24 protein-coding genes are annotated in these 25,544 nt (G+C 72.5%); 8 read left to right on the plus strand and 16 right to left on the minus strand.

The genetic code is table 11. The annotated features are described in order from the left end of the window. Positions 1 to 107 precede the first annotated feature (107 nt). Both CHF15_RS05940 and CHF15_RS05945 read left to right on the plus strand, forming a co-directional pair. Positions 108 to 1,304 carry an ABC transporter ATP-binding protein gene (locus CHF15_RS05940; RefSeq protein ID WP_089222534.1) on the plus strand — a complete coding sequence of 399 codons (1,197 nt, stop codon included), beginning with the start codon at positions 108 to 110 and terminating at the stop codon, positions 1,302 to 1,304. Positions 1,305 to 1,317: 13 nt separating this feature from the next. After that, positions 1,318 to 1,932 (plus strand): GPP34 family phosphoprotein, encoded by a 615-nt coding sequence (locus CHF15_RS05945; RefSeq protein WP_089222535.1) that lies wholly within the window; start codon positions 1,318 to 1,320, stop codon positions 1,930 to 1,932. Between the two features lie 568 nt (positions 1,933 to 2,500). On the opposite strand, the gene CHF15_RS05950 is transcribed toward CHF15_RS05945, so the two are convergent. The 12 genes from CHF15_RS05950 to dacB all read right to left on the minus strand — a co-directional run bounded on the left by CHF15_RS05950 (position 2,501) and on the right by dacB (position 14,888). Next, positions 2,501 to 2,995, minus strand: coding sequence for a DUF3180 domain-containing protein (locus tag CHF15_RS05950; protein WP_089222536.1), 495 nt, complete (start codon positions 2,993 to 2,995; stop codon positions 2,501 to 2,503). A gap of 54 nt (positions 2,996 to 3,049) precedes the next feature. After that, on the minus strand, positions 3,050 to 3,640 hold the full coding sequence (gene folK, locus CHF15_RS05955) for a 2-amino-4-hydroxy-6-hydroxymethyldihydropteridine diphosphokinase (protein ID WP_089222537.1): 591 nt from the start codon (positions 3,638 to 3,640) through the stop codon (positions 3,050 to 3,052). Further along, positions 3,637 to 3,996, minus strand: a complete 360-nt coding sequence (gene folB / locus CHF15_RS05960) for a dihydroneopterin aldolase (RefSeq protein ID WP_018558516.1) — start codon at positions 3,994 to 3,996, stop codon at positions 3,637 to 3,639. Before folB ends, folK begins: the two co-directional genes overlap by 4 nt. 227 nt (positions 3,997 to 4,223) lie before the next feature. Then, complete coding sequence (locus tag CHF15_RS05965) at positions 4,224 to 4,709, minus strand: nuclear transport factor 2 family protein (protein ID WP_089222538.1); 486 nt, start codon at positions 4,707 to 4,709, stop codon at positions 4,224 to 4,226. Then, positions 4,706 to 5,560, minus strand: coding sequence for a dihydropteroate synthase (gene folP / locus CHF15_RS05970; RefSeq protein WP_179279670.1), 855 nt, complete (start codon positions 5,558 to 5,560; stop codon positions 4,706 to 4,708). Before folP ends, CHF15_RS05965 begins: the two co-directional genes overlap by 4 nt. 23 nt (positions 5,561 to 5,583) lie before the next feature. Continuing rightward, positions 5,584 to 7,269 carry a phosphatidylglycerol lysyltransferase domain-containing protein gene (locus tag CHF15_RS05975; RefSeq protein WP_245938681.1) on the minus strand — a complete coding sequence of 562 codons (1,686 nt, stop codon included), beginning with the start codon at positions 7,267 to 7,269 and terminating at the stop codon, positions 5,584 to 5,586. A 227-nt stretch (positions 7,270 to 7,496) separates the two neighbouring features. Next, complete coding sequence (gene folE / locus CHF15_RS05980; protein ID WP_089222540.1) at positions 7,497 to 8,105, minus strand: GTP cyclohydrolase I FolE; 609 nt, start codon at positions 8,103 to 8,105, stop codon at positions 7,497 to 7,499. Between the two features lie 133 nt (positions 8,106 to 8,238). Next, complete coding sequence (gene ftsH, locus CHF15_RS05985) at positions 8,239 to 10,290, minus strand: ATP-dependent zinc metalloprotease FtsH (protein ID WP_089222541.1); 2,052 nt, start codon at positions 10,288 to 10,290, stop codon at positions 8,239 to 8,241. Between the two features lie 192 nt (positions 10,291 to 10,482). Next, a complete protein-coding gene (hpt, locus tag CHF15_RS05990) occupies positions 10,483 to 11,022 on the minus strand; it encodes a hypoxanthine phosphoribosyltransferase (protein WP_037731546.1) in 540 nt (179 codons plus the stop codon). 36 nt (positions 11,023 to 11,058) lie between these two features. Beyond that, positions 11,059 to 12,045: a tRNA lysidine(34) synthetase TilS gene (gene tilS, locus CHF15_RS05995; protein WP_089222542.1), complete on the minus strand. Its 987-nt coding sequence runs from the start codon at positions 12,043 to 12,045 to the stop codon at positions 11,059 to 11,061. 178 nt (positions 12,046 to 12,223) lie between these two features. Then, the gene (locus tag CHF15_RS06000; RefSeq protein ID WP_089222543.1) at positions 12,224 to 13,402 is read right to left on the minus strand and encodes a zinc-dependent metalloprotease; all 1,179 of its coding nucleotides are present in this window, start codon (positions 13,400 to 13,402) and stop codon (positions 12,224 to 12,226) included. 76 nt (positions 13,403 to 13,478) lie between these two features. Continuing rightward, a complete protein-coding gene (dacB, locus tag CHF15_RS06005; protein ID WP_089222544.1) occupies positions 13,479 to 14,888 on the minus strand; it encodes a D-alanyl-D-alanine carboxypeptidase/D-alanyl-D-alanine endopeptidase in 1,410 nt (469 codons plus the stop codon). 142 nt (positions 14,889 to 15,030) lie between these two features. Here dacB and CHF15_RS06010 point away from each other — a divergent pair, with 142 nt between their 5' ends. Beyond that, positions 15,031 to 15,525 carry an inorganic diphosphatase gene (locus CHF15_RS06010; RefSeq protein WP_018558507.1) on the plus strand — a complete coding sequence of 165 codons (495 nt, stop codon included), beginning with the start codon at positions 15,031 to 15,033 and terminating at the stop codon, positions 15,523 to 15,525. A gap of 75 nt (positions 15,526 to 15,600) precedes the next feature. Here the strand turns inward: CHF15_RS06010 and CHF15_RS06015 are convergent, their stop codons facing one another. From CHF15_RS06015 to CHF15_RS06025, 3 genes are all read right to left on the minus strand, one after another. Then, the gene (locus CHF15_RS06015; RefSeq protein ID WP_089222545.1) at positions 15,601 to 16,998 is read right to left on the minus strand and encodes a wax ester/triacylglycerol synthase family O-acyltransferase; all 1,398 of its coding nucleotides are present in this window, start codon (positions 16,996 to 16,998) and stop codon (positions 15,601 to 15,603) included. A 163-nt stretch (positions 16,999 to 17,161) separates the two neighbouring features. Beyond that, positions 17,162 to 18,766: a threonine/serine exporter family protein gene (locus tag CHF15_RS06020; protein WP_089222546.1), complete on the minus strand. Its 1,605-nt coding sequence runs from the start codon at positions 18,764 to 18,766 to the stop codon at positions 17,162 to 17,164. A gap of 115 nt (positions 18,767 to 18,881) precedes the next feature. Next, complete coding sequence (locus tag CHF15_RS06025) at positions 18,882 to 19,610, minus strand: DedA family protein (protein ID WP_089222547.1); 729 nt, start codon at positions 19,608 to 19,610, stop codon at positions 18,882 to 18,884. Positions 19,611 to 19,749: 139 nt separating this feature from the next. Here CHF15_RS06025 and CHF15_RS06030 point away from each other — a divergent pair, with 139 nt between their 5' ends. Together CHF15_RS06030 and CHF15_RS06035 are read left to right on the plus strand one after the other, a co-directional pair. Continuing rightward, a complete protein-coding gene (locus tag CHF15_RS06030; protein WP_089222548.1) occupies positions 19,750 to 21,099 on the plus strand; it encodes an ABC transporter ATP-binding protein in 1,350 nt (449 codons plus the stop codon). A gap of 39 nt (positions 21,100 to 21,138) precedes the next feature. After that, on the plus strand, positions 21,139 to 21,510 hold the full coding sequence (locus CHF15_RS06035; RefSeq protein WP_089222549.1) for a YbjQ family protein: 372 nt from the start codon (positions 21,139 to 21,141) through the stop codon (positions 21,508 to 21,510). On the opposite strand, the gene CHF15_RS06040 is transcribed toward CHF15_RS06035, so the two are convergent. Further along, on the minus strand, positions 21,491 to 22,264 hold the full coding sequence (locus tag CHF15_RS06040) for a MerR family transcriptional regulator (protein WP_089222550.1): 774 nt from the start codon (positions 22,262 to 22,264) through the stop codon (positions 21,491 to 21,493). The two genes, CHF15_RS06035 and CHF15_RS06040, sit on opposite strands and share 20 nt — an antisense overlap. A 54-nt stretch (positions 22,265 to 22,318) precedes the next feature. On the opposite strand from CHF15_RS06040, the gene leuE reads away from it, so the two are divergent. The 3 genes from leuE (at position 22,319) to CHF15_RS06055 (ending at position 25,532) form a co-directional block, all read left to right on the plus strand. Continuing rightward, a complete protein-coding gene (gene leuE / locus CHF15_RS06045; RefSeq protein WP_089222551.1) occupies positions 22,319 to 22,978 on the plus strand; it encodes a leucine efflux protein LeuE in 660 nt (219 codons plus the stop codon). A gap of 66 nt (positions 22,979 to 23,044) precedes the next feature. Next, complete coding sequence (locus CHF15_RS06050; protein ID WP_089222552.1) at positions 23,045 to 24,499, plus strand: glutamate decarboxylase; 1,455 nt, start codon at positions 23,045 to 23,047, stop codon at positions 24,497 to 24,499. A gap of 28 nt (positions 24,500 to 24,527) precedes the next feature. Beyond that, positions 24,528 to 25,532, plus strand: coding sequence for a cation diffusion facilitator family transporter (locus tag CHF15_RS06055; protein WP_089222553.1), 1,005 nt, complete (start codon positions 24,528 to 24,530; stop codon positions 25,530 to 25,532). The last annotated feature ends 12 nt before the right edge of the window (positions 25,533 to 25,544 follow it).

Below are 25,544 nucleotides of genomic sequence, written 5' to 3' on the forward strand. Positions count from 1 at the left end.
TCCCGGTGTCCTGCCACATCCTCGCAACACCCCCTTCACATCCGTCGCCGAGCGTGTACCAAGCTGGGGGGTGAGCCCGCACCGCCCAGCGCCGACGAGAGGTCCCGATGATCCGCTTCGAGAACGTCACCAAGCGCTACCCCGACGGCACCACCGCCGTCGACGACCTGTCCTTCGAGGTGCGCGAAGGCGAACTCGTGACCCTCGTCGGGCCCTCCGGCTGCGGCAAGACCACCACGATGAAGATGGTCAACCGGCTCATCGAGCCCACCGCCGGCCGGATCCTGCTCGACGGCGAGGACATCGCCCGCACCGACCCGGTACGGCTGCGCCGCGGCATCGGCTACGTCATCCAGAACGTCGGCCTGTTCCCGCACAAGACCGTGCTGGAGAACACCGAGACCGTGCCGCACCTGCTCGGCTGGACCCGCGCCAAGCGCCGGGCGCGCGCCGCCGAGCTGCTGGAACTCGTCGGCCTGGACCCGTCCGTGCACGGCGCCCGCTACCCCGAGCAGCTCTCCGGCGGCCAGCGGCAGCGGGTCGGCGTGGCCCGGGCGCTGGCGGCCGACCCGCCGGTGCTGCTGATGGACGAGCCCTTCGGCGCCGTCGACCCGGTGGTGCGGGAGCGGTTGCAGTCGGAGTTCCTGCGGCTGCAGGAACAGGTGCGCAAGACCGTGCTGTTCGTCACGCACGACATCGAGGAGGCGGTCCGGCTCGGCGACCGCATGGCGGTCTTCGGCCCCGGCCGGATCGAGCAGTACGACACCCCCGCGACGGTGCTCGGCTCCCCCGCCACCCCGTACGTGGCCGACTTCGTCGGCTCCGACCGCGGTCTGAAGCGGCTGTCCGTCACCCCGGTCGAGGCCGCCGACCTGGAGCACCCGCCCGTCGTGCGCGCCGGCTCGCCCGCCGCGGAGGCCGCCGCCCTCCTGGCGAAGCAGGGCGACCCCTACGCGGTCGTGCTCGACGACGACGGCGGGCTGCGCGGCTACGTCGCCGCGGGCACCCTCACCTCGGGCACCGTGGCGGACCACACCCGCCGCCTGGAGGCCTGGGTCCCGGTGGGCTCCCCCCTCAAGCGGGCCTTCAGCGCGATGCTCCAGCACGACGCGGGCTGGATAGCCGTCGTGGACGGCGACCGCTTCGCCGGGGTGCTGACCCCGGCGACGCTCCACGCCGCGCTGCGCCGCTCGGTCAACGAGGACGGCGAGGACGGCGACGAGGCGGGAGCGGGGCAGCCGGTGGCGGCCCCGGCCGGAGCGGGTGACAATCGCCGGACGGAACCGGACGCCGAAGCCTCGTGATGCGGAGCGTTCCATGACCACCCCGCGGGACCTGATCATCACCGCCCTGGAACTGGCCGCCGAACCCGCCGTGGAACCGGGCGACCTCTCGCTCGCGCTGGCCGCGGCCGAGGCCGTCGACCTCCTGGCCGCGGGGGCCGTCGCTCTGGACGGCGACCGCCTGGTGCCGGGCGGGCACCCGGAGATCGCCGACCCCCTGCTGGCCGAGGCCGCGGCCTCGCTGGTGCGCACGGCGCCGTACGAGGCGCCCGGCGACTGGCTCTGGCGCCGCGGCCGAGGGCTGGCCGACGTCTACCTGACCGCCCTGGCGGCCGAGGGCCAGGTGGTACGGGAACGGCACCGCAACTGGCTGGTCCGCGACACCCGGACCGTGCTGACCGACTCCCGCGCCCGGCGCCGCGCGGCCGACCGCCTGGCCGCGGACGAGCCCGTCCTGGCCGCCCTGACCACAACGCTCGGCCTGCGCCGCGGCCCTGCCGCCGACGCGGCACCGGGCGTGAGCGACCCCGCCGCGACCCGCGTCCTGGCCGCCCTCGACGACGCGCTGGCCGAGCTGGCGTCCGAACGCCGGCGCCGCTCCCGGCGGCAGGCCGACGCCGCCGCGGAGAACGTCCGGCGGGGTTACTGACCCCGCGCGTACCGGGCCGGTGGGCGGGTGCGGGTTCATCCGCAGTGTGCGGGTGGATTGGTGGCTGGGGTTCAGGCGCCGGAACGGGTCACCTTTCCGCCGGCGGAGGTCTCGTTGCCGTCCGCGGGTACAGATGGCCGCTTCCACACCACCCGTGGGAGGTGGGCGCGCGCGCCGTAACCCGCGTGTGCGGGTATTTCGGGGTGCTGCCGAGGGCCTGAGGGAGATCGGGCCCGCCATCAGCGGTATGGACGTCGGAACAGAGCCCGATGTCAGGGAAGCACCCGCAGACGCGGGTTACGGCGGGCGCGCCACCCACCGACAGTTGGCGTGGTCACCGGCCATCCAGACCCGCAGGCGGCGACGAGACCGGAACCAGAGGAACAACCAGCCCCGCTCCGGCGCCTGAACCCCGGCCACCGACCCACCCGCACACTGCCGACCGGCCCCGGACCGCCACCCTCCCATCCGCAGCCGGCCGCATTGCGCCCGCAGGGCGCGAGACGGCGGGACACCCGAAGCACCGGCAGGGCACCACCGATCAGCGCCCCGCCCCCGGTGCCCCGCGCTACGCGCGGCCGCCCACCGTGCCGGTGCGGTTGTCGTCCTCGTCCTCGGGGAGGCGGCAGACCCGCTCCAGGAAGATCGCGGCGGCGCAGACCGCGATGCCGGCGATGACCGCGACGCCTGCGTAGATCGCCTGGTCGCGGCGGGGGTCGCTGTCCATCTGGTACATCAGGAGGAAGGCGCACACGCCGCCGTACATCCCCGCGACCAGAGCGGCGACCAGGGCACTGGCCTGGCCGAAGACCACCGCGCGGGCGGCCAGCAGCGGGTCGACGCCCTTGGCCCCCGGACGCCGCTCGCGCTGCGCGCGCAGCCGCGAGCGCAGCGACAGCGCCGTCGCCGCCAGGACGGCGGCGATCAGCGCCAGCACGATCGGCGCGGCCACGGGCACGCCCGGCAGGGTGCCGAGCGAGTCCCACAGCTTCGCGCCCGCCCACGAGAGCACTCCGGCGACCACGAACAGTCCGACCAGGGTCCTGATGCGCAGCGCCTTCACCGAGTGCTCGCTCCCCACATCACATCGACGAACGTACGGACGGGATCGTAACGATTACTCCGGCAGCCTGAGTTCCACGTCGCCCCGGGACCACACGCTCTCGCGGCCCACGCCGGCCAGCAGACCCGCCACCGGCCCCTGGCCCGGCAGCTCGGCCGCGGGGTCGATGTCCAGCCACGGCGCCAGCACGAAGGCCCGCTGGTGCGCCCGCGGATGCGGCAGCGTCAGCTCCGGGTCGTCGGAGACGACGCCCTGGTAGGCAACGATGTCGACGTCGATGGTGCGCGCACCCCAGCGCTCGCCGCGGGTCCGGGCGAAGGCGTCCTCGATCGCCCGGCCGCGCTCCAGCAGCGAGGACGGCGGGAGCGTCGTCCTGATCAGGACGACGGCGTTGAAGTAGTTCGGCTGCGAGCCCGGCTCGACGCCCCAGGGCTCCGTCTCGTACACCGGGGAGACCTTCTTCACCCGCAGGCCCGGGGTGTCCTCCAGGGCGTCCACGGCGCCCTGCAGCGTCTCCAGGCGGTTGCCGAGGTTGCTGCCCAGCGAGATGACGGCGAACTTCGGGTTCTGCAGCGTCGAGTCCGCGGCGTCGACCTGCGCGACGACGGAGGCCGGGACGGGCTGCACGGTGGGGTCGTAGCTCACGGGCGCCTCCGGGTGATGGTGACGGACACATCGGCGAACGGGACGGTGATCGGGGCCTGTGGCTTGTGCACGGTGACCTCCACCTCCTGGACCAGGTCGTGCTTGAGCACCTGGTCGGCGATCCGCTGGGCCAAGGTCTCGATCAGGTCCACGGGCTCGCCCTCGACGACGGCGGTGACCTCCTCGGCCACGATGCCGTAGTGCACGGTCCTGGTCAGGTCGTCCGTCGCGGCGGCGGGAGCGGTGTCCAGGCCGAGGACGAGGTCCACGAAGAAGTCCTGGCCCTCGCGGCGCTCGTGCTCGAACACGCCGTGGTGCCCGCGGGCCTTCAGGCCGCGCAGCGCGACACGATCCACGATTCACTCCCGCAGGTCGACGAACGGACGGACGGGCGCGGTCCGCCCGCCCAGCGGGAGGGGAGGGCCGCACTGCCCTTACTCGAATCTACCTTCGACCGCCGACAGTCCCCAGTACCGGGCAGCGAGGCGGTCGACCGCCCCGCGCTTACCCCGGGATGCGACGCCCTACTCGGGCCTTCACCACTTCTTGCCGGTTCTTGGCACGAACGGGTGGTCAGAATGCCTCAGGCTGACCCCTCGCCGCCGTTGTCCACGTCCTCCGCGGCGTCCTCGTCGACGCCGTCGGCCATCACCGGGGAGCCGTGGTGCACCCACAGCCGCCAGCCCTCCGATGTGCGCCGAAACACATTCGTGGCGACCACCAGGCCGCCCACGAGCGAGCCCATCTCGCCCTCCTCCTCGGCGGGGCCGCCGGTGAGGATGTTCTCGGTACAGGTCACCAGGGCCGTGTCCCCGTCGACCGCCACCTCGACGTCGGTCAGGAAGAACTGGATGTACTCGGTGTTCGCCATGATCAGGGCGTACGAGCGCATCACCTCGCGGCGTCCCCGCAGCACCGGCCATCCCGGGTGCACCACGGACACCGTCTCCGCCAGCGGGCCGGTCAGCACCAGCTCCTCCAGCGCGTCCAGGTCGGACCGCTCCACGGCGTCGTAGAACGCCTGGTTCGCTTCCTCGACCCGTGCGGCCTCGGCTGTGCGCGGCGTCATCGTGCCCCCTCCAGTGCCCGTGCGACCCGCACGGCATCGGCGCTGTCGTGCACCTCGTGCACCCGGACCGCCCAGGCGCCGCGGCCCGCCACGATGGCGGTGACGGCGGCCGTGGCGGCGTCGCGCTCCCTCGCCGGGGGCGGGTCGCCGCCCTCGCCGGCCAGCACCCGGCCGAGGAACCGCTTGCGGGAGGCCGCGATCAGCAGGGGGCGGCCCAGGGCCCGCAGGTCCTCCAGGTGGGCGATCAGGGTCAGGTCGTGCTCGGCGTTCTTCGCGAAGCCCAGACCCGGATCGAGGACGATCCGCTCCGGGTCGATGCCGCCCGCCACGGCGCGGTCGAAGCTGTGCCGCAGCTCCGCGGTGACCTCGCCCACGACGTCCCGGTAGACCGCCCGGTTGTTCATGTCGATGCTCTGGCCCCGCCAGTGCATCACGATGAACGGGCTGCCGGTCGCCGCGACGACCGGGATCATCGCGGGGTCCGCCTGTCCGCCGCTGACGTCGTTGACCAGGACCGCGCCCGCCTCGACCGCCTTCTCCGCGACCGCGGCCCGCATCGTGTCCACGCTCACCACGGCCCCTGCCCGGGTCAGCTCGCGCACGACCGGGACCACCCTGCGCAGTTCCTCCGCCTCGTCCACCCGCGCCGCGCCCGGACGGGTCGACTCACCGCCCACGTCCACCAGGTCGGCACCGGCCGCGACGAGGTCCAGGCCGTGCTTCACCGCCAGCTCGGTGTCGAACCACTCGCCGCCGTCCGAGAACGAGTCCGGCGTGACGTTCACCACGCCCATGACCGCGCACCGGTCCCAGGACGGCAATCCGGCCACGTGGCCGCGCAACGTACCCATGGGCTCAGCCTAGAACGGGCGGCTCACCGCAGGCGCCGTGAGGCCCAGGCGGGGAGGGCCAGGGTGACGAATCCCTCGGCCCGCATGGCGGCCAGGCCGATCCGGGGGAGGTCCCCGGTGGCCCGGAAGACCAGGAAGCGCGGCTGCCACTCGGGCTGGAACTTGGCGTTGAACCGGTACAGGGACTCGATCTGGAACCACCGGGACAGGAAGACCAGCAGGCCCCGCCAGGTCCGCAGCACCGGACCCGCGCCGAGCCGCTCACCGCGTGCCAGTGCCGACCGGAACATCGCGAAGTTCAGCGAGACCCGCCGCACACCGAGCCGCGGTGCCTCGCCCAGCGCGGCCACGATCAGCAGCTCGTTCAGCCCGGGGTCGGCGGACCGGTCGCGCCGCATCAGGTCCAGCGACATGCCGTCCTCGCCCCAGGGCACGAAGTGCAGCACGGCCCGCAGCGCGTCCTGGCCGTCGTGCGCCGTCACCACCACGCACTCCTCGTCCGCGGGGTCGCCGAAACGGCCCAGCGCCATGGAGAAGCCCCGCTCGGTGTCGGTGCCCCGCCAGGCGTCGGCCGCGCGGCGGACCGCCTCGCGCTCCTCCTCGCCCAGCTCCGCCACACGCCGGACCCGGCACACATAGCCGGCGCGCTCGGTGCGCTTGACCATCTGCCGCACGTTGCGCATCGCCCGCCCCGACAGGGAGAAGGAGGAGGTCTCCACGACGGCCTCGTCGCCCAGCTCCAGGGCGTCCAGACCGGTCTCCCGGGTCCACACCTCGCCGCCGGTCTCGCTGCAGCCCATGACCGCCGGGATCCAGGCGTGCGCCCGGGCCTCGGCCATGAAGCGCTGTATCGCCCCCGGCCAGGCCTCCACGTCGCCGATCGGGTCGCCGCTGGCCAGCATCACCCCCGACACCACGCGGTAGCAGACCGCGGCCTTCCCGCTCGGTGAGAACACCACGCTCTTGTCGCGGCGCAGCGCGAAATGCCCCAGGGAGTCACGGGCCCCGTGCCGTCGCAGCAGCGCCCGCAGCCGCTCCTCGTCCCCGGCCGTCAGCTCGGCGACCGGGGACGCCGGGCGCAGCGCCAGGTACGCGGTGGTGGCGGCGGTCAGGAAGCCCAGCCCGCCCAGGGAGTACGCGACGACGTCGGCCGTCTGGTCGGTGGCGTAGGCGACCGGCCCGTCGAAGCCGAACAGCCCGTACAGCACCTCGGCGAACCGCCGCGCCCACGTCGGGTCGCCCGTGCCCGCCGCCGGGTGGGCGCTGACGATGGAGAGCCCCACCACGAGGCTGAGCACGCTCAGCCCCGCGAAGGCCGCGACCGCCCTCAGCCGGGTGCGCGGGTCGCCGAGCGCCGAGAACTCCGCCCGGTACCTGATCAGCAGCGCCAGCAGCACCGTCGACAGCACGGCGCCGCCCAGCGAGTGCCGGTGCAGCACCTGCGCCACCGCACCGACCGGCAGCAGCAGGACGGCCGCCCGCCAGGCACGCTTCTTCCCCCGCTTGAGGGCGTGCGCCAGCATCAGCATCAGGATGCCGGTGACCACCCCCGCCGCCGCGGCCACCGAGGTGACCGTCCCCGGGAAGACCCCGGCGAGCACATGCATCCGGCTGTGCCGGAAGCCGGGGAACACCGCCGCCGCGAGGTCCAGCAGGCCCACCAGGGCGCACGCCGTGCCCACCACGCGGGGCGCCGCAGACGCCGGCATCGCCCGTGGGAACCGTCGCACCCCGTCCCGGGGCACCCGGACGGCGGGATCTTCCTCTGCCACGACAGACATCGCTCACCACGCCCCGGCGATGCGGATCACACCGCACGCCCCACTCTCGTCGGAGATTTGCGCCCTGTAGGACGTGAACTCCGCCACATGGGTTCCGTCACCGGGCGGGGAAAGGGCACATCGGCCGGGCCGGCCGGGGGCCGCGGCCCCTCAGGTCACTTGGCCATGATCAGGCTCATCGCCTCGGCGCGGGTGGCGGAGTCGCGCAACTGTCCCCGCACCGCCGAGGTGATGGTCTTCGCGCCGGGCTTGCGGACCCCGCGCATCGTCATGCACATGTGCTCGCACTCGATGACCACGATCACGCCGCGCGGTTCGAGTATCCGCATGAGCGAGTCCGCGATCTGCGTGGTGAGCCGCTCCTGCACCTGCGGGCGGCGGGCGAAGACGTCGACCAGACGCGCCAGCTTCGACAGACCGGTGATCTTGCCGTCCGACGAGGGGATGTAGCCGACGTGGGCCACGCCCACGAACGGCACCAGGTGGTGCTCGCAGCTCGACAGCACCTCGATGTCCTTGACCAGGACCATCTCGTCGTGGCCGAGGTCGAAGGTGGTCGTCAGGACGTCCTCGGGCTCCTGGTAGAGCCCGGCGAAGATCTCCCGGTACGCCCGGGCCACGCGCGCGGGGGTCTCCCGCAGACCTTCGCGGTCGGGGTCCTCCCCGACCGCGATCAGCAGCTCACGGACCGCGTTCTCGGCACGCTTCTCGTCGAACTCGCCGACGGGGCGCAGTTCGCCCTCAAGGGTCACCGGGTCGGTCATGTGTGCCTCGTTCCTCAGACGTACCGAATGCGTGGGCCGCGGGAACCGCGGAAACGCAGCGCCCCCCAGGATAGGAAACCTGGGGGGCGCGGCACGCATTCCGATGTCCGTGACCAAGGCCACGTCCGAGGCGTCAGGCCTCGGGGTTCGGCTCCTCCGGGAGCTCCACCGTCTCGGCGGGCTTGCTCAGGGACGCCGTGGCGCTGCCGTTGGCCGTCGGCTGGGTGCCGTTGGTCAGGGCGAGCTCACGGGGCGAGAGCACCGGCGGGCGGGTCGACGGCGTACGCCGCGAGGAACCCGTCCAGGCCGGACGCGGCGGGCGCTTGACGATCGGCTTGAAGATCTCGGCGAGCTCCTCCTTGTTCAGCGTCTCCTTGTCCAGGAGGGCCAGAACCAGGTTGTCGAGAACGTCGCGGTTCTCGACGAGGATCTCCCACGCCTCGTTGTGCGCGGTCTCGATGAGCTTCTTGACCTCTTCGTCGACCAGCCCGGCGACCTCTTCCGAGTAGTCGCGCTGGTGGGACATCTCACGGCCGAGGAAGGGCTCCCCGTCGCTCGTCCCGAACTTGATCGCGCCCAGTCGCTCGGTCATGCCGTACTGGGTCACCATCGCGCGGGCCGTGGTGGTGGCCTTCTCGATGTCGTCCGCGGCACCGGTGGTCGGGTCGTGGAAGACCAGCTCCTCCGCCGCGCGGCCGCCCATGGTCATGGCCAGCCGGTCGAGCATCTCGTTGCGGGTGGTGGAGTACTTGTCCTCGTCCGGCAGGACCATCGTGTAGCCGAGGGCCCGGCCGCGGGACAGGATCGTGATCTTGTGCACCGGGTCGCTGTTCGGAGAAGCCGCGGCGACCAGGGCGTGACCGCCCTCGTGGTACGCGGTGATCTTCTTCTCCTTGTCGGACATGATCCGGGTGCGCTTCTGCGGGCCGGCCACGACACGGTCGATGGCCTCGTCCAGCATCGCGTTGTCGACCAGCTTCTTGTCGCTGCGCGCGGTGAGCAGCGCCGCCTCGTTGAGGACGTTCGCCAGGTCCGCACCGGTGAAGCCGGGGGTGCGGCGGGCGACGGCCTTGAGGTCGACGTCCGGGGCGACCGGCTTGCCCTTCTGGTGGACCTGGAGGATCTCCAGACGGCCCTGCAGGTCGGGGCGGTCGACGGCGATCTGCCGGTCGAACCGGCCCGGGCGCAGCAGCGCCGGGTCCAGGATGTCCGGGCGGTTGGTGGCGGCGATCAGGATGACCCCGCCCTTGACGTCGAAGCCGTCCATCTCGACCAGCAGCTGGTTGAGCGTCTGCTCGCGCTCGTCGTGACCGCCGCCGAGACCCGCACCGCGGTGCCGGCCGACGGCGTCGATCTCGTCGACGAAGACGATGGCCGGGGCGTTCGCCTTGGCCTGCTCGAACAGGTCGCGGACACGCGAGGCGCCGACACCCACGAACATCTCGACGAAGTCGGATCCGGAGATCGAGTAGAACGGGACGCCCGCCTCGCCGGCGACGGCGCGCGCGAGCAGGGTCTTGCCCGTTCCGGGCGGGCCGTAGAGCAGCACACCCTTGGGGATCTTGGCGCCGACGGCCTGGAACTTCGCCGGCTCCTGCAGGAACTCCTTGATCTCCTGGAGCTCCTCGACGGCCTCGTCCGAGCCCGCGACGTCGGCGAAGGTCGTCTTCGGGGTGTCCTTGGTGATCAGCTTGGCCTTGGACTTCCCGAAGTTCATCACCCGGGAGCCGCCGCCCTGCATCTGATTCATCAGGAACAGGAAGACCACGACGATGAGGACGAAGGGCAGCAGCGACAGCAGAATGCCGACGAAGGCGTTCTGCTTCGAGGGCGCGACGGTGTAGCCGTCGGGCAGCGTGCTCTTGTTGCCGTCGTCGACCTTGGCCTGCAGGATCTTCGCCACGTCGACGCCCTGGTCGCCGATGTAGCTCGCCTTGATCTTGGAGCCCAGGTCCTCGCCGCCTACCTTGGCGCCGTCCTTGAGCTCGACCTTGATCGTGTTCTCGTCGCCGGTGGTCAGCTCGGCGGACTTGGCCTGGTTGCTGTTGATGGCCTCAATGGCCTGGCCGGTGTCCACCGTCTTGTAGCCACCGGACGAGCCGACGACCTGCATCAAAACGACCACAGCGAGGACAGCCAGCACGATCCACATGACTGGCCCACGGAAATAGCGCTTCACGTCCATCCATGCGGGGCGAACACGCCCCGTCCCTCCTGCCACAGTGAGGCACCGCGGCCTGGGGGCCGCCGGTGCATCCGGTGTATGAACCGACCTTCGGACGGTACCCCAGCATTGTCACCCGAAGTTGCCGGAGACCGTAAACAAACAGCGTTACCACCCTCCAACGCGGAGGGGGGCGTCGGGGTTCCCGGAGCCTCAGCCGCCGTACACGTGCGGCGCAAGGGTGCCGATGAACGGCAGGTTCCGGTACTTCTCCGCGAAGTCCAGGCCGTAGCCGACCACGAACTCGTTGGGGATGTCGAAACCGACGTACTTCACATCGATCTCGACCTTGGCGGCGTCCGGCTTGCGCAGCAGCGTGCAGACCTCGAGCGAGGCCGGGCGGCGCGAGCCCAGGTTGCTGATCAGCCAGGACAGGGTCAGACCGGAGTCGATGATGTCCTCGACGATCAGGACGTCCCGCCCGGCGATGTCGGTGTCGAGGTCCTTGAGGATCCGCACGACACCCGAGGACTTGGTCCCCGCGCCGTACGAGGACACCGCCATCCAGTCCATGGTGACCTGGGAGGACAGGGTTCGCGCGAGGTCCGCCATCACCATGACGGCGCCCTTGAGGACGCCGACGATCAGCAGGTCCTTGCCCTCGTAGTCCTTGTCGATCTGCGCAGCCAGCTCCGCCAGCTTGGCGTCGATCTCTTGCTTGGAGATGAGCACCTTCTCGAGGTCGGTGCCCATGTCGTTCTCGTTCACCCGCACAACTTCCGGCTCGGTCTACAGGGCCTGGAAGAACAGTCTGCCATTCCGCCGGCCGACGGCGACGCCGCCCGGTAGGTTGAGCGGCTTCTGCCCGCGCCAACCGGTGAGCAGGCGGTCGGTCTCCTCGATGTGCCGGGCGAAGAGCGAACCGGCGGGCGAGCCCGCCGCGACGGCCGCACGGCGCAGCACCCGGCGGCGCACCGCGGCGGGCAGGGTCAGCAGCCGGGCGACGTCCAGCCCGCCGTCGGCGTCGACGGCCGTCCGCTCGGCCTGGGCCGCCCACTGGTCGAGGGCGTCGGCGTCGTCCCGGGAGAGCTGGGCGGTACGGGCCAGCGCCTCCACGACGCCCTTGCCCAGGGACTTCTCCAGCACCGGCAGCGCCTCGTGGCGGACCCGGGAGCGGGTGTAGGCGGGGTCGTGGTTGTGCGGGTCCTCCCACACGTCGATGCCCTGCACGAGGCAGGCCTTGCGGACCGTGTCACGGTCCAGCAGCAGGAAGGGGCGGCGGTAGCGCCCGTTGACGGCGGGCATGCCGGACAGCGACCGGATGCCGGAACCGCGGGCCAGCCCCAGCAGCACCGTTTCGGCTTGGTCGTCCCGGGTGTGGCCGAGCAGCACGGCGGAGGCGCCGGCGCGTTCCGCGACGGCGTCCAGCGCGGCGTACCGCGCGTCGCGCGCGGCGGCCTCCGGGCCGCCCTGACGGCCGACGGTGACCTCGACGGCGTCCACCGGGGCGAGTCCGAGACCGCGCAGGCGGTCGGCCACGTCGACGGCGCGGGTCGCCGAGCCGTCCTGCAGGCCGTGGTCGACGGTGACACCGCCGGCCCGGATGCCGAGCTTGGGCGCTTCGAAGGCGAGGGCGGTGGCGAGGGCCATCGAATCGGCTCCGCCGCTGCAGGCGGCCAGCACGAGCGGGCTGCCGCCGGGGTGGTCGGTCAGGATGTCCTGGAGTACGCGGCGGACCGCCAGGCGTATCGCCGCGACCGCGGGGTGGGGACCCATGTCCGGTTTCCCTCCTGGAGAGGCTGGGGGAGGCGTCGGGACGGTGAAGATGACGCAGGGTAGCTAGATGGTGACAGACAGCGTGCGATACTCGAGCATCGCACGCTTACCCTGCGCCCACGGTCCCTCGGACGGGTGAACCGGGAGGCCCCGGGGCCCTTCTGTGCCCCGGGTCGACTCAGGTTTCGCTCCGCCCGTGCACCCGTGCCACCCAGTCCGCGGGTTTGGCGATCTCCTGCTTGGTGGGCAGGGTGTTGGGCGAGGTCCAGATCCGGTTGAAGCCGTCCATCCCGGACTCGTCCACCACGGCCCGCACGAAACGCTCGCCGTCACGGTACTGCCGCAGCTTGGCGTCCAGCCCCAGCAGCTTGCGCAGCGCCATGTCCATCCGCCCGGCGCCGCTCTGCCTGCGGCGCTGGAACTTCTCGCGGATCTCGGCCACGGAGGGCACGACGTCCGGCCCCACGCCGTCCATCACGTAGTCGGCGTGCCCCTCCAGCAGCGACATGACCGCGGTCAGCCGGCCCAGGATCTCCCGCTGGTTGGGGGTCTGCACCAGGTCGATCAGACTGCGGCCCTCGTCGCCGTCCGCGTCGACCGAGGCCTCCTCGGCGTCGGGCCGGCTGCCGGAGGAGAACGCCTGGAACGCCTCGCGGAGCCGCTCGATCAGCGTCGACGGGTCGATCTCCGTCTCGCCGAGGAAGGCCTGGATCTCCTGCTCGATGTGGTCCCGCAGCCACGGCACGGCCGTGAACTGCGTGCGGTGGGTCTCCTCGTGCAGGCACACCCACAGCCGGAAGTCGTGCGGGTCCACGTCGAGTTCGCGCTCCACGTGGACGATGTTGGGGGCCACCAGCAGAAGCCGCCCGGTGCGCGGCTCGCCCGGGCCGGGGGCGGCGGGGCCGGCCGGCATGTCACGGGTCGCGGGGGCGAAGGTCTCGTACTGGCCGAGCACGCGCGAGGCCAGGAAGCTCAGCAGCATCCCGACCTCGACCCCGGTCACCTTCCCGCCGACGGTGCCCAGCACGGCGCCGCCGGGGCCGCCCGGCTTGCGGGCCTGCATCTTGTCCAGCAGCGGCTTCAGCACTTCGCGGAAGCCGGCGACGTTCGCCTTGATCCACCCCGGGCGGTCCACGATCAGCACCGGGGTCCCGGTGTCGGCCGGGTCCTCCTGGTCGCCGAACATCCTGGTGAAGGCCCGGACGTGCGCCTCCGACTCCTTTGCGTGCCGCCGCAGTTCCGCCACGACCGCGCGCGCCTCGTCCCGGTTCACCTCCGGGCCGGGCCGCACGAAGCGGGTCGCGGTCGCGACCGCGAGGTTCCAGTCGACCATCTCCGCACCACCGATGCTCGTCATTCCTTCACGGTACGTGCTTGTCCCCCTCCCCGGGAGCGTTCCTCGCCGGGGCGCGGGCGGCGAACGCCGGTTGCGGCTACTTGCGGCAGCCGCACGTGGCGAGTCCGGCGGCGAGGCGGTCGAGGGCGGACTGCGCGGTCACGGGGTTGGTGGTGCCGTTGGTCAGGAAGGCGAACGTGAGCAGCCGGCCGTCCGCGTCCACCACCGTCCCGGCGAGCGCGTTGACCCCGGTGAGCGTCCCCGTCTTGGCGCGGACCAGCCCCGCGGCCCCGCGCGCCGTGGTGAAGCGTTCCCGCAGGGACCCGCTGAAGCCGGCGACCGGCAGCCCGGTGAGGACGGGGCGCAGCTCCGGGTGGTCGGGGTCGGCCGCAAGCGCCAGCAGCCGCGCCAGTTGCTCCGCCGTGAGGTGGTCGGCGCGGTCGAGCCCGCTGCCGTCCGCGAAGCGGGCCCCCTTCAGCGGGAACCCGAGTTCGCGGAGCGCGGAGCCGATGGCCTTGGCGCCGCCGGAGAAGGACCCCGGGCGGTCCGCGGCGAGGGCGGTGTGCCGGGCGAGCGCCTCGGCGATGTCGTTGTCGCTGTTGGTGAGCATGCGCTCGACCAGGTCGGCCAGGGGCGCGGACCGCACCTCCGCCAGCCGGTCGGCCGCGGGCGCGCGCGAGGGCGCCTTGCCGGCCTTCACCGCGCCCTCGACCTTGACGCCGCGCTTGCCCAGCAGGTCGGCGAAGGCCTCCGCCGCCTTGGCCGCCGGGTCCCAGTGTCGGGCCGCGGGGCCCTTGACGCTCTTGCCGTCGCTGCGGGCCTCGTCGGCCATCAGGGCGGTGACGGGCGCGATGTTGTCGTTGCGCCCGATGGGGTGGACGGCGGGGCCGGTGAAGAGCGAGGTGTCGTACGTGAGCTTCACCGAGCGGACGCCCTTGGCGCGCAGCGCGCGGGCGGTGTCCGAGGCGAGGGTGCGCAGGGAGGCCGCGGTCCAGCCGCCGCCGGGCTTGGCGCGGGCGGTCAGGGTGGGGTCGCCACCGCCGACCAGGACGACGCGGTCCTTGCCCGCGGCGACCACGGAGGTGGTGAGGCGGTGGTCGGCCCCGAGCAGCGACAGGGACGCGACGGCCGTGGCCACCTTCGTGGTGGACGCGGGCACGGCGGGTGTGCCGGGGCCTTGCCCCCACACCGTCCGGCCCGAGACCGCGTCGACGACGGCGCCCGTCGTCAGCGCACCGAGCGCCCCGTCCTGCAGCAACGGGCCGAGCCGCCCGGCCAGTCCGGCCTTGGTCGGCACCGGCGCGTTGTGCGGACCGGACACGGCGGCGAGCACCTCGGGGGCGGCGGGCGGCACCGGGGCGAGCGCCCCCTTGTGACCGCCTGTTCCCCCCTTCTTGTGGGGACGCGCCTGCTTCCCCTGACCGTCCCGGGAGGCGGCGATCGCCCGTTCGGCCGTACGCTGGCCTGACTCCCACGGTCCCGCTGCGGCCACGGCCGTCAGCGCCACGGCAAATCCTGCGGCAGCCGAGCCTGCCACCACCTGCCAGTTCTTCGGAACGGGCACCCCGGACCAGCCCCTTTCGCGACCACACACAAGCGTGGGAGACACTTAATCACCAGAAGTATGTGCTGATCATGGAGGACAGGCTGTGCTCGAGTTCGACGTAACGATCGAGATCCCGAAGGGTTCCCGCAACAAGTACGAGGTGGACCACGAGACCGGTCGTATCCGCCTGGACCGGCACCTGTTCACCTCGACGGTCTACCCGGCCGACTACGGCTTCGTGGAGAACACCCTGGGCGAGGACGGCGACCCGCTGGACGCCCTGGTGCTGCTCGACGAGCCGACCTTCCCCGGCGTCATCGTGCGCTGCCGCGCGATCGGCATGTTCCGCATGACGGACGAGGCCGGCGGCGACGACAAGCTGCTGTGCGTGCCCGCCTCGGACCCCCGGGTCGAGCACCTGCGTGACATTCACCACGTCTCCGAGTTCGACCGCCTGGAGATCCAGCACTTCTTCGAGGTCTACAAGGACCTGGAGCCCGGCAAGTCCGTCGAGGGCGCCAACTGGGTGGGCCGCGGCGAGGCCGAGGCCGAGATCGAGGCGTCCTACAAGCGCCTGAAGGAGCACGGCGGTCACTGACCGGCCGGCTCCCACCGCCGCGAGGGCGGCGCGCTCCCTGCCGGGGCGCGCCGCCCTCGCGCGTGTCCGGCGGCCTCACCCGCAGGCGTCGAGGAGTTCGGCCAGCGCGCCGTGCAGGGCGGCGGCGAGCGTGTCGGCGTCCGGCAGCGACTCCGCGTCGGCGAGCAGCCCGATGTGGACCCGGCGGCGGTACGTGGAGCAGGCGACCGCCAGCGACTGGCCGCGGGCGAGCGGGGCGATCGGGTAGAGCTCCGTCATGCGGCAGCCGTCCAGGGTGAGCGGCACGTCCAGCATCGGCACGTTGGTCACCAGTACGTCGAACAGCAGCCGGGCCGAGGCGGCGAGCAGCGGGGCGGCGAAGCGGTGCGCGAGCGGCGGCACGCTGTCGGCCAGCAGCGCGACGGCGCCCGGGCCGGTGTCGGGCCCGGCGTCCTTGTTGCGGTCCATGCCCGCGCGCACGTCGCGCAGCCGGGCGAGCGGATCGGGCTCGCCGACCGGCAGCCGCAGCAGGTAGCCGGAGATGCGGTTGCCCCGGCCGCCGCGCACGCCCCTGCGGCGGCGGCGCGCCACCGGGATCAGGGCGCGCGGCCCCGGGCCCGCCGGGTCGTCGCCGCGGGCCTCCATCCACCGCCGCAGCGCGCCGGCCACGACGGCCATGACGACGTCGTTGACGGTGCCGCCGCTGGTCTTGCGGACCCGGTGCAGATCGTCGACGTCGAGGGAGGCGGTGGCGAAGCGCCGCTCGGCGCCGCCGGGCGTCCAGGCCGCGCCCAGCGCGGCGGGCCCGCCGGGGTCGAGGGAGGCGCGCAGCACGGCCGAGCCGATGCCCAGAGCGCGCCCGGCCTCGCGCACCCGGTCCGGCAGGGAGGCGACGACCTGCCGGGGATCGGGCAGCGGCAGCGCGGGCAGGTGGATGCCGGGGCCCCTGACCTGTGCCGGTACGGCCGCCTCGGCGCCGGTACGCGGCGCCGCGGGGGCGGAGACCGGGGCGGGGGAAGGGGTCAAGGTGCGGGCCCCCTGGTCCAGCAGCGCGGCGCCGAACTCCACGGCGCGCAGCCCGTCGGCGAGGGCGTGGTGCAGCTTGACCAGGACGCGGAAGGGCGCGTCGGGGGCGCCCTCGATGACGTAGACCTCCCACGGCGGCCGGTGGCGGTCCATGGGGCGGGACATCAGTTCGGCGACGGCGGCCCAGGCGTCCGCCCGCCGGACGGCGTGGACGTGGTGCCGCGCGTCGAAGTGCTCGTCGGCGGCCCAGGCGGCGCCGCCGACGCCGTACCAGACGTCCTTCACGCGCTGCCGCATCCGCGGTACGGCCTCGGCACGGGCGGTGAGCAGCGCGGCGAGTCCGTCGGCGTCGACCGGGCGTTCCGGGTCGCGGTCGAAGACGGCCACGGCGCCCAGGTGCATGGGGTGGCCCGGGGAGTCCAGGTTCCAGAAGGCGAGGTCCAGCGGGCTCAGGTGCTCGTCAGCCAAGGCTTCATGCCTCCGAAAGGTCGCGGTTTGCCCCGGAACGGACTCCAGATGGTGAAGTGAAACCCCTAAAACCGATTACAGTCAACTACGACCACGATACGGACAGTTAACATCAGGTTGCCCGCGTGACGGGCGGGTGGCCAGGCGGCGGGGTCCGGAAGGCTCAGAAACCGCGGGTGCGCTTGGCCGCGGCACGGCGTCGTGCCTGGCCGGCGCCACCGGGCAGCTTGATGAACAGCCGCGCGATCTCGCCTCCCAGGTTCACCCCGATGGCCACGGCGAGCGCCAGCGCCGCCGCTTTCGTCAGCGAGGCGAATCCCTGGTCCAGGTGACCGCGGGTCAGCCCGAGGAGCCCGAAGTACGTCGCGGAACCCGGCAGCAGCGGGCCGATGGCCGCCGTGACGTACGGCAGGGCGGAGGCGTGGCGGTAACGGGAGAGCACCTGGCCGAAGAGGCCCACCAGGCCGGCGGCGACGGCGGTGGCCGCGACCGGCGACATCCCGATCCCGATCCCCTCCTGGTGCAGCGCCGCGTAGACCGTCCAGGCGATGCCCCCGTTGAGGGCGGCGACCGCCAGCACGCCCCGCTCGCACTGCAGCAGCACGGCGAAGGCGAGGCTCAGCACCATCGCGGCGACCAGTTGCACCGGCGGGTTCTCGTAGGCCCTGAAGGCCTGGTCGGGGTCGAGTCCGGCGCCCAGGCTGACCCCGGCGTAGAGGATCAGCGTCACGCCGACGACGATGCCGGTGAAGAGGTACATCACCTCCAGCAGGCGTGCGGAGGCGGTGATGTAGAAGCCGGTCAGGCCGTCCTGGACGGCCGCGACCAGGGCCCTTCCCGGGATCAGCGCGAAGAGCCCACCGGTGATGACCGCGGAGGCCTGCAGGCTGCTCGTACCGGGCAGGTGCTGGCCGAACCGGGCGACCAGCACCCCCATCACGGCGGCGGGCATCGCCGCGGCGACGAACTGGTAGAACTCCGGCAGCCCGCGGCCGGCGCACAGCCAGGCCAGCCGGTCGCCCAGCATCGCGCCGAGCGCGGCGATCGCGAACACCAGCGGACCGCCGCCGCCGACCAGCATGCTCGCCGCGCCCGCGAGGAGCCCGGCCGCCGCGGTCAGCAGCCAGCCCGGGTAGGGGTGCCGGTTGCGGCGGATCTCGGCGAGCCGCCGGTAGGCGTCCTCCAGGCTGAGGTCGGCCGCGGTGACGTCGTTGATCAGCCGGAAGACGGCCGCGAGACGGGTGTAGTCGGTGGCCCGGCGGCGCACCGTGCGGTTTGCGGTGACCGGCGCGTCCACCAGCGAGGGCTGGTACGAGATGCCCAGCAGGGTGAACGTCACGGTCGGCTCGACCCGTCCGAGCCCGTAGGCGTGGGCGACGCCGAGCATCGCGGCCTCGACGTCCTCCGCGCCCTCGCCGCCGGCGAGCAGCAGCTCGCCGATGCGCAGCGTCAGGTCGAGCACGCGCGGGACCGGTGGGCCGCCCTCCGCCTCGGGCGGCCGGGCGGGCTGCTCGGGGGCGGGGCGCTCGCCGACGGGCATGCGCAGCATCGTGCGCATCCGGTCGGGCCAGGGGGTCTCCTTGGAGAGGCTGACGACCGGGATGCCCTCGGGGGGCGTGAAGGCCGGGTGGGACAGCTGCGAGGAGGTCCGCGTCCCGGGGCGGGCGAAGGCGGAACCCTGTGTCTCGGGCCTCGGCAGTTCCACACCCAGGGGCGGCGTGAACTCCGAGCCGCCCGCATGCTGCTCGGGCTCCTTGGGATGCGCCACGGGATCCTCCTTTCGGCGCGTGATCGTCCGGCGGGTGCCGGGTGTGCCGAGGGGGGAGGGTGCGGACACCCTCCCCCCTCGGCACAGCGGGACGACTGCCCACTCTCTCCGTCGGCTAACGGCGGTTGGCGCGGTGCCGCCCGCCGGTGCCGCGCTGGAGCGGCGGCTGGCCGGCCTCGTCGTCGGCCTCGAACTCGGGTGCCCCGGTCAGCGGCGCGGCCTTCCGGGAGGCCGCGCGGGCGCGCAGGAACTCGATGGCGATCGGGACGACCGAGAGCAGCACGATCGCGATGAGGATCAGCTCGATGTGCTCGTGGACGAACGCGATCTGGCCCAGCCAGTAGCCGAGCAGGGTCACGCCGACGCCCCACAGAAGGCCGCCGATGACGTTGTACGTCACGAAGACGCGGTAGTTCATGCGGCTGACGCCGGCGATGACCGGGGTGAACGTCCGCACGATCGGCACGAAGCGGGCGAGCACGATCGACTTGGCGCCGTGCCGCTCGAAGAACTCGTGGGCCTTCTCGACGTTCTCCTGTTTGAAGAGCCTGGAGTCCGGGCGCCGGAAGAGCGAGGGCCCGACCTTGCGGCCGAAGAGGTAGCCCACCTGGTCGCCGGCGACGGCCGCGATCCAGACGAGCACGCAGACCAGCCAGATCGGATAGTCGAGCTTGCCGCCCGAGACCAGCAGGCCGCCGGTGAAGAGCAGGGAGTCACCGGGCAGGAAGAAGCCGATGAGCAGACCCGACTCGGCGAAGACGATCGCCAGCAGGCCGATCAGGCCCGCTGACGAGATGAGGTAATCGGGGTCGAGCCATTGCGGGCCCAGGGCGATAGTCGTCACGCGCCAAAAGTATCAACGCGGTCGCGACCGAACCGTTCCCAGCCCGGAAACGCTCGGCTACGGTCCTCCCAAGCGTTTTACCGTGCAACACCGCAAGTCGCCCGTCACTCCTGAATCATCATGATCCGGCGGAACCCACATGACTCGCGCCATCTCCCTGCACGACGTTTCGAAGACCTACGGCCGCGGCGTGCGCGCCGTGGAGCGTTTCTCACTGGACATCGCCCCCGGCGAGTTCCTGGTGCTGCTCGGCCCGTCGGGCTGCGGCAAGTCCACCGTGCTGCGCATGATCGCGGGTCTGGAGGACATCACCTCCGGTGAGCTGCTCCTGGACGGCGAGCCCGCGAACGACCTGGCACCGGGCGACCGGAAGATGGCCATGGTCTTCCAGAACTTCGCCCTCTACCCGAGCATGACCAGCCGGGAGAACATCGGTTTCCCGCTGCGCTTCGAGATGCCCGGGCAGGACACCGGCCCCCGGGTCGCCGAGACCGCGCGCACGCTCGGCATCGAGGACATCCTCGACCGCTATCCGGCGCAGCTGTCCGGCGGCGAGCGGCAGCGGGTCGCGATGGGCCGGGCCATCTCGCGGCACCCGTCCGTCTTCCTGATGGACGAGCCGCTGTCCAACCTCGACGCCAAGCTCCGCTCGCACCTGCGCGCCGAGATCGCCCGGCTGACCCGCGGCATGGGCGTGACGACCGTGTACGTCACCCACGACCAGGCCGAGGCGATGTCGCTGGGCGACCGTGTGGCGATCATGCGCAACGGCGTGCTGCAGCAGGTGAGCGCCCCGCGGGAGGCGTACCACCTGCCGCAGAACGTCTTCGTGGCCGCCTTCATCGGCACCCCGCGGATCAACCTCATGGAGGCGACCGTGGTGGCCCCGCTGGACGGCGGGATGTGGATCGACCTCGGACGGCAGCGGCTCGTCCTCCCCCGGCCGCTGAGCCGGGACCACCAGATGCTCCGCATCCAGCAGGGCCGGCCGGTCATCGTCGGCCTGCGCTCGGAGGCCGTGCGCATCGACCGGCCGAGCAGCGCCCGGCCCGGCGAGGTGGTGCTCAGCGGTGTGGTGGAGCACGTGGAGTACCAGGGCCACGAGTCGCTGGTGCACCTGGACACCGGCGCCCGCCCGGCCGTCGTGCCCGAACTGGAGTCCGCCCGTCCGGGCGGCGCGCGGCAGCGCTCCCGGGCGGCCTCCCGGCAGGGCGGAACCGCCGGACTGGGCCGGCTGGTGCAGAAGGCCGCCGCCCGGGTCTCCGGCCAGGGCCGGACGGCCGTACTCGACCGGCCGGCACCGCGGCAGGAGACCGAGCGGCCCGCCGCCGGGAGCGGTGACCTGGTCGTCCGCACCGGGCCCGACCTGCGGCTCCGCGCCGGACAGCACGTGCCGCTGCTGGTCGACCTCGCCCACCTGTACGTCTTCGACCACACGGGCCGCCGGATCTGCCCGGCCCCGGAGCAGGCACCGCACCTGGAGTACTGAGACCGCGCGGGACGGCGGCGGGGGGACGACGATGCCCGTATGGGTATCGACGAGTACGGCGGCGGACAGTCGCCCCAGTCCGCCGTCCTGGTGGTCACCACGAACGACGTCCCGGGCTACCGGATCGAGCGGGTGATCGGCGAGGTCTTCGGCCTCACCGTGCGCTCCCGCCATCTGGGCAGCCAGATCGGCGCGGGCCTGAAGTCCCTGGTCGGCGGCGAGTTGAAGGGACTCACCAAGACCCTGGCCCAGACCCGCACCCAGGCGATTGAGCGGCTGGTGGAGCAGGCGCAGTCGCGCGGCGCCAACGCGGTGCTGATGATGCGCTTCGACGTCAGCGAGGCCGCCGACGCCGGCACCGAGGTGTGCGCCTACGGCACGGCCGCGGTGATCACGCCCCGGCACGCCTAGCGTTGGCGACGATCGCGTCGTGGACGTACCGGGCGGTGCCCGGCGCGATCGACTCGTAGAAGGCGTTGAAGCGCGGGTCGGCCAGGTACATCTCGGCGAGCCCGGTGTGGATCTCGTACGTGCAGTCGTAGTAGTGGTCCACGATGAACCGCCGGTGCTCCTCGGCCAGGTCCATCGCGGCCTCGCCGTCCGCCGGGGCGCCGGACTCGCGGAGCGCCACCAGCCGGGCGCCCCAGTCCTCCTGCTCGGCCTTGATGCGCAGCCAGTCCTCCTTGGTGTAGGAGGCGGCCCGGCGCTGCGACTGCTCGTACGCGTCGGTGTTGCCCCAGCGCTCCCGGGTCTCCTCGGCGTGCCGGTCGGGGTCGTAGTCCCCGAAGACCTCGAACTTCTCCTCGGGCGTGAGGTTGATGCCCATCGTGCGTGCCTCCATGGCTCGTTGGACGGCGTCGGCCATCTCCGTCAGCTTCCCGATGCGCGCGGTCAGCAGCTCGTGCTGGCGCCGCAGGTGCTCCCGCGGGTCCGCGTCCGGGTCGTCGAGGAGGGCCGCGACCTGTTCCAGGGGGAAGCCGAGCTCCCGGTAGAAGAGGATCTGCTGCAGCCGGTCGAGGTCGGCGTCGCTGTAGCGCCGGTGGCCCGCGTGGCTGCGGGCGCTGGGCGAGAGCAGTCCGATCTCGTCGTAATGGTGCAGCGTGCGGACGGTCACGCCGGCGAAAGCCGCCACCTGCCCGACCGGGTAGCCCGCGCTCGTGTTCATGACCACACCCTCCGGCCTCACGCCACGTGAGGTGCAAGTGCCATATTGGTGCGCATGCTGGGAATCACCGACCTGCCGACGTACGTGCTGGGCACCGTACTGATCGTGCTGCTGCCCGGGCCGAACTCGCTGTACACGCTCTCCGTCGCGGCGCGCCGCGGAGTCCGGACGGCGTACCGCGCGGCCCTGGGCGTCTTCCTCGGCGACACCGTCCTGATGACCGCGTCGGCGGCGGGCGTGGCCGGACTGCTCACGGCCAACCCCGTGCTCTTCGGCATCGTGAAGTACGCCGGTGCCGGCTATCTGGCGTGGATCGCCCTCGGCATGGCGCGGGCCGCCTGGAGCATGTGGCGGTCCCGGGGCGCGGAGCCGGCGGCGGTGGCGACCGCGGCCGACGAGGTGGCGGACGCCGAGCAGCCGTTCCGGCGCGCGCTGGTGATCAGCCTGCTCAACCCCAAGGCGATCCTCTTCTTCATCTCCTTCTTCGTGCAGTTCGTGGACCCCGGCTACGCCCATCCCGCGCTGTCCTTCCTGGCGCTGGGCACGATCGCGCAGGTCTTCAGCTTCTGCTACCTGACGCTGCTGATCTTCGGCGGCACCTACCTGGCCGGCCAGTTCCGCCGCCGCAAGCGCCTCGCGGCCGGTCTGACCTCGGGGGCGGCGGCGCTCTTCCTGGGCTTCGCGGCCAAGCTGTCGATGTCCTCGGCGGGCTGACCGGCCCCGGCCCGGGCGGCCGGCCGCCGACCTGCCGGTGACCGGATTCACCCGTATCGTGACGGTATGTCGCTGCACAAAGGTGCCGAGGGCCTGCCGAAGCTCGCCGTGAACCCCTTCTACGCCGGGGCCGACCCGGTCGCCGGGATGCGCGCGGCGCCACCGAAGCACCGGCTGCCGGACGGCCCGATGGCGCCGGCCACGGCGTACCAGCTCGTCCACGACGAGCTGATGCTCGACGGCAACGCCCGGCTCAACCTGGCCACCTTCGTCACCACGTGGATGGAGCCCGAGGCCGGGGTGCTGATGGGCGAGTGCCTCGACAAGAACATGATCGACAAGGACGAGTACCCGCGCACCGCCGAACTGGAGCGGCGCTGCGTGTCGATGCTCGCCGACCTGTGGCACGCACCCGACCCGGAGAGCGCCGTCGGCTGCTCCACCACCGGCTCCTCCGAGGCCTGCATGCTCGCCGGCATGGCCTTCAAGCGCCGCTGGATGAAGCGCGCCGGAGACGGTGGCGGCCGTCCGTCCCTCGCCCGCCGGCTGACCGGGCGGGCCGGCGACGGCAAACCGGGCGGGGGCCGCCCCAACCTGGTCATGGGCGGCAACGTGCAGGTGTGCTGGGAGAAGTTCTGCAACTTCTGGGAGGTCGAGCCGCGCCTGATGCCGATGAAGGGCGACCGGCTGCACCTGGACGCGGACGCCGCCGTCGCGATGTGCGACGAGAACACCATCGGGGTGGTGGCCGTCCTCGGCTCGACCTTCGACGGCTCCTACGAGCCCGTGGCCGAGATCTGCGCCGCCCTCGACGCCCTGCAGGAGCGCACCGGGCTCGACATCCCCGTCCACGTCGACGGTGCCTCCGGGGGCATGATCGCCCCCTTCCTCGACGAGGACCTGGTCTGGGACTTCCGGCTGCCCCGGGTGGCCTCGATCAACACCTCCGGCCACAAGTACGGGCTGGTCTACCCCGGCGTCGGCTGGGCGCTGTGGCGGGACCTCGACGCCCTCCCCGAGGAACTGGTCTTCCGGGTCAACTACCTCGGCGGCGACATGCCGACCTTTGCCCTCAACTTCTCCCGGCCCGGCGCCCAGGTCGTCGCCCAGTACTACACCTTCCTGCGGCTGGGCCGGGACGGCTTCCGCGTCGTCCAGCAGACCGCCCGGGACGTGGCCACCTACCTCTCCTCGCGGATCGAGGAGTGCGGGGACTTCCGGTTGATCACCCGCGGCGACCAGCTGCCGGTCTTCGCCTTCACCACCGCCGACCACGTCACCGCGTACGACGTCTTCGACGTCTCCCGGCGGATGCGCGAACGCGGCTGGCTGGTGCCCGCCTACACCTATCCGGCCGACCGCGAGGACCTGGCGGTGCTGCGCATCGTCGTCCGCAACGGCTTCTCCGAGGACCTCGCCGACCTCTTCCTCGCCGACCTGGAGCGCTACCTCCCCCAGCTGCGCGCCCAGGACCACCCGCTCCACCCGCCCGGCGAGGCGCCCACCGCCTTCCACCACTGAGCGGCGCCTCGCGGGGCACACGCTCCCCATGGGGAAGGACAAGCAGACCAGGGGCACCGTCTTCGTCGCCCTCGCCGCGAACCTGGTGATCGCCGTGGCGAAGGCGGTCGGCGGGCTGCTCACCACCTCGCCGGCGCTGCTGTCGGAGGCGGCGCACTCGGTGGCCGACACGCTCAACGAGGTCTTCCTGCTGGCCGCGCTGCGCCGCAGCCGGCGCAGGCCCGACGCGCGGCACCCCTTCGGCTACGGCAAGGAGCGCTGGTTCTGGTCGCTGCTCGCCGCCGTGGGCATCTTCGTGATGGGCGGCTGCTTCTCCTTCTACCAGGGCGTTTCCGCGTTCCACGAGAGCGAGCCGCACACGACGCGGGCCTTCCTGATCGCCGCTGCCGTGCTGGTGATCTCCCTGCTCGCCGAGGGGACCTCGCTGGTCAAGGCGCTGCTGCAGGTACGCGGCGGGGCCCGCGAGCACGGCCGCCCCTTCCGCACCGAACTGCGCGAGGGCGACGACCCGACCCTGCGCACCGTGCTCGGCGAGGACAGCGCGGCGGTGTTCGGCGTGCTGCTGGCGCTCGCCGGCGTGGTGCTGCACTGGACGACCGGCGACCGGACCTGGGAGGCGTACGCGTCCCTGGCGATCGCCGTCCTGCTGATGTACGTCGCCTACCGGCTCGGCAAGGACTGCCGGGACACCCTCATCGGCGAGGCCGCCGACCCCCGGCTGCGGCAGCGGGCGCACGAACTGCTCACGCGGCAGCCGGAGATCGACACCGTGACCGCGCTGCTGACGATGCGCCTCGGGGTCGACTCGGTGCTGCTGGCCGCCCGGGTGGACCTGACCGAGGGCATCGACAGCGAGACCGTGGAGGAGGCCGCGGTCCGCATCAAGGGCACGCTGGCCGGGGAGTTCCCCGAACTGGACCAGATCTTCCTGGACGTCACCGACGCCTCCGAGGAGGACCGCCGCGCGGCCCACCGGCTGCGGCGGGCGCTGCGCGCCGAGGCGGGCAAGGGCGAGGGCGGCAGCGGGGGTTGACCCGGTCGCCCG

Origin of the sequence: Actinacidiphila glaucinigra, from assembly GCF_900188405.1 — a bacterium.
GTDB classification, from domain to species: domain Bacteria; phylum Actinomycetota; class Actinomycetes; order Streptomycetales; family Streptomycetaceae; genus Actinacidiphila; species Actinacidiphila glaucinigra.

Coding starts and splice junctions, on each gene's coding strand:
- CHF15_RS05940 (WP_089222534.1), top strand. CDS start 108: ATGATCCGCTTCGAGAACGTCACCAAGCGCTACCCCGACGGCACCACC.
- CHF15_RS05945 (WP_089222535.1), top strand. CDS start 1,318: ATGACCACCCCGCGGGACCTGATCATCACCGCCCTGGAACTGGCCGCC.
- CHF15_RS05965 (WP_089222538.1), bottom strand. CDS start 4,709: ATGACGCCGCGCACAGCCGAGGCCGCACGGGTCGAGGAAGCGAACCAG.
- folP (WP_179279670.1), bottom strand. CDS start 5,560: ATGGGTACGTTGCGCGGCCACGTGGCCGGATTGCCGTCCTGGGACCGG.
- CHF15_RS05975 (WP_245938681.1), bottom strand. CDS start 7,269: ATGCCGGCGTCTGCGGCGCCCCGCGTGGTGGGCACGGCGTGCGCCCTG.
- folE (WP_089222540.1), bottom strand. CDS start 8,105: ATGACCGACCCGGTGACCCTTGAGGGCGAACTGCGCCCCGTCGGCGAG.
- ftsH (WP_089222541.1), bottom strand. CDS start 10,290: ATGGACGTGAAGCGCTATTTCCGTGGGCCAGTCATGTGGATCGTGCTG.
- hpt (WP_037731546.1), bottom strand. CDS start 11,022: ATGGGCACCGACCTCGAGAAGGTGCTCATCTCCAAGCAAGAGATCGAC.
- tilS (WP_089222542.1), bottom strand. CDS start 12,045: ATGGGTCCCCACCCCGCGGTCGCGGCGATACGCCTGGCGGTCCGCCGC.
- CHF15_RS06000 (WP_089222543.1), bottom strand. CDS start 13,402: ATGACGAGCATCGGTGGTGCGGAGATGGTCGACTGGAACCTCGCGGTC.
- CHF15_RS06030 (WP_089222548.1), top strand. CDS start 19,750: ATGACTCGCGCCATCTCCCTGCACGACGTTTCGAAGACCTACGGCCGC.
- CHF15_RS06035 (WP_089222549.1), top strand. CDS start 21,139: ATGGGTATCGACGAGTACGGCGGCGGACAGTCGCCCCAGTCCGCCGTC.
- CHF15_RS06040 (WP_089222550.1), bottom strand. CDS start 22,264: ATGAACACGAGCGCGGGCTACCCGGTCGGGCAGGTGGCGGCTTTCGCC.
- leuE (WP_089222551.1), top strand. CDS start 22,319: ATGCTGGGAATCACCGACCTGCCGACGTACGTGCTGGGCACCGTACTG.
- CHF15_RS06050 (WP_089222552.1), top strand. CDS start 23,045: ATGTCGCTGCACAAAGGTGCCGAGGGCCTGCCGAAGCTCGCCGTGAAC.
- CHF15_RS06055 (WP_089222553.1), top strand. CDS start 24,528: ATGGGGAAGGACAAGCAGACCAGGGGCACCGTCTTCGTCGCCCTCGCC.